This window comes from Corynebacterium sp. MSK006 (assembly GCF_030232385.1).
In the GTDB taxonomy this organism is placed as follows: Bacteria; Actinomycetota; Actinomycetes; order Mycobacteriales; family Mycobacteriaceae; genus Corynebacterium; species Corynebacterium frankenforstense_A.
The window spans coordinates 1-2,571 of the sequence record NZ_JASPJZ010000031.1 but is presented as its reverse complement, the minus strand read 5'-3'; the positions used below and the strand labels follow the sequence as shown (position 1 = coordinate 2,571).

Sequence of the window (2,571 nt, the reverse complement as noted above, 5' to 3'; positions counted from 1 at the left end):
CGGGTTAACCTCGCGACGTGCCGCTGACTCGCAGGCTCATTCTTCAAAAGGCACGCCATCACCCCCTAGAGGGCTCTGACGGCTTGACAGCGCACGGTTTCAGGAACTATTTCACTCCCCTCCCGGGGTACTTTTCACCATTCCCTCACGGTACTATCCACTATCGGTCACACTGGGTATTCAGGCTTACCGGGTGGTCCCGGCAGATTCACAGCAGATTCCACGAGCCCGCTGCTACTCGGGCAATAAAAACAAGACAGAGCGCATGGCATTCACGTACAGGACTCTCACCTACTCCGGTCGACCATTCCAAGCCAGTTCCGCTTACCACACACGTTCCATCCGCCGGCAGTTGCCACACCGACACGTCTTTAGCCCACAACCCCTGACACGCAACCCCGGCAACGGTCACACACGCGACAGGTTTAGCCAAAAATCCACTTTCGTTCGCCACTACTCACGGAATCACAATTGTTTTCTTCTCCAACGGGTACTGAGATGTTTCACTTCCCCGCCTTACCTCCCAACCGGCTATACATTCACCGGCAGGTGACCGCCAACAACGACGGCCGGGTTTCCCCATTCGGACATCCTCGGATCAACGCTTAGTTGACAACTCCCCGAGGCTTAACGCAGCCTCACACGTCCTTCATCGGCCCAGCATGCCAAGGCATCCACCGTGCGCCACTAGACAAACACGAATCGAATAACCAAAAAGGCAAAAAATTCGAACAACAACAAGAAAAACAAGATGCTCGCGTCCACTCTCCAGTTCTCACACACCACACACAATGACAACCAGGCATCAGGACCACTCGTCCCGACCGGCGTCACCGTGCCGCACACGAACCACCAACACCACAGCCATGCTCTGGTGTGTGCGGTGTCGTGCCAGACACCCGACAGCGCGCTGACGTACCACCCACCCCGAACCGGACAGGACGGGTCTTTGTGGTGGCCCCTGAATCTGTGACCGTTGCCCGCCGCCAACGTGGCGTGCGTCCACCCGGATTTGAGAGAAAAATAAGAAAAACTCCTTAGAAAGGAGGTGATCCAGCCGCACCTTCCGGTACGGCTACCTTGTTACGACTTCGTCCCAATCGCCGATCCCACCTTCGACCACTCCCCCCACAAGGGTTGGGCCGTGGGCTTCGGGTGTTACCGACTTTCATGACGTGACGGGCGGTGTGTACAAGGCCCGGGAACGTATTCACCGCAGCACTGCTGATCTGCGATTACTAGCGACTCCGACTTCATGGGGTCGAGTTGCAGACCCCAATCCGAACTGAGGCCGGCTTTAAAAGGATTAGCTCCACCTCACGGTATCGCAACCTGTTGTACCGACCATTGTAGCATGTGTGAAGCCCTGGACATAAGGGGCATGATGATTTGACGTCATCCCCACCTTCCTCCGAGTTCACCCCGGCAGTCTCCCGTGAGTCCCCACCACAACGTGCTGGCAACACAGGACAAGGGTTGCGCTCGTTGCGGGACTTAACCCAACATCTCACGACACGAGCTGACGACAACCATGCACCACCTGTACACCGACCACAAAGGGAAACCCCGTCTCCGAGGCGATCCAGTGTATGTCAAACCCAGGTAAGGTTCTTCGCGTTGCATCGAATTAATCCACATGCTCCGCCGCTTGTGCGGGCCCCCGTCAATTCCTTTGAGTTTTAGCCTTGCGGCCGTACTCCCCAGGCGGGGCGCTTAAAACGTTAGCTACGGCACAAAACCCGTGGAAGGGTCTCACACCTAGCGCCCACCGTTGACAGCATGGACTACCAGGGTATCTAATCCTGTTCGCTACCCATGCTTTCGCTCCTCAGCGTCAGTAACTGCCCAGTAACCTGCCTTCGCCATCGGTGTTCCTCCTGATATCTGCGCATTCCACCGCTACACCAGGAATTCCAGTTACCCCTGCAGTACTCAAGTTATGCCCGTATCGCCTGCACGCCCGGAGTTGAGCCCCGGAATTTCACAGACGACGCGACAAACCACCTACGAGCCCTTTACGCCCAGTAAATCCGGACAACGCTCGCACCCTACGTATTACCGCGGCTGCTGGCACGTAGTTAGCCGGTGCTTCTTCTACCGCTACCGTCACCAAAGGCTTCGTCACGGTCGAAAGAGGTTTACAACCCGAAGGCCGTCATCCCCCACGCGGCGTCGCTGCATCAGGCTTGCGCCCATTGTGCAATATTCCCCACTGCTGCCTCCCGTAGGAGTCTGGGCCGTATCTCAGTCCCAATGTGACCGTACACCCTCTCAGGCCGGCTACCCGTCGCCGCCTTGGTAGGCCATTACCCCACCAACAAGCTGATAGGCCGCGAGCTCATCCCCAACCGCTACAAACGCTTTCCACCACACCACCTACGATGTGGTCCTATCCAGTATTAGACCCAGTTTCCCAGGCTTATCCCGGAGTTGAGGGCAGATCACCCACGTGTTACTCACCCGTTCGCCACTCGAGTACCAGTGCAAGCACTGGCCTTTCCGTTCGACTTGCATGTGTTAAGCACGCCGCCAGCGTTCATCCTGAGCCAGGATCAAACTCTCCACAAAAAA

2 rRNA genes (1 of these 2 only partly in view) are annotated in these 2,571 nt (G+C 56.8%); both read right to left on the bottom strand.

What is annotated here, in order from left to right:
* A 23S ribosomal RNA gene (locus QQA02_RS11545) occupies positions 1-701 on the bottom strand; it reaches 1,936 nt to the left of the window's first position.
* Positions 702-1,041: 340 nt separating this feature from the next.
* Positions 1,042-2,568, bottom strand: a 16S ribosomal RNA gene (locus QQA02_RS11540).
* Together the 16S and 23S rRNA genes form the textbook arrangement of a ribosomal RNA operon.
* Between the last annotated feature and the right edge of the window lie 3 nt (positions 2,569-2,571).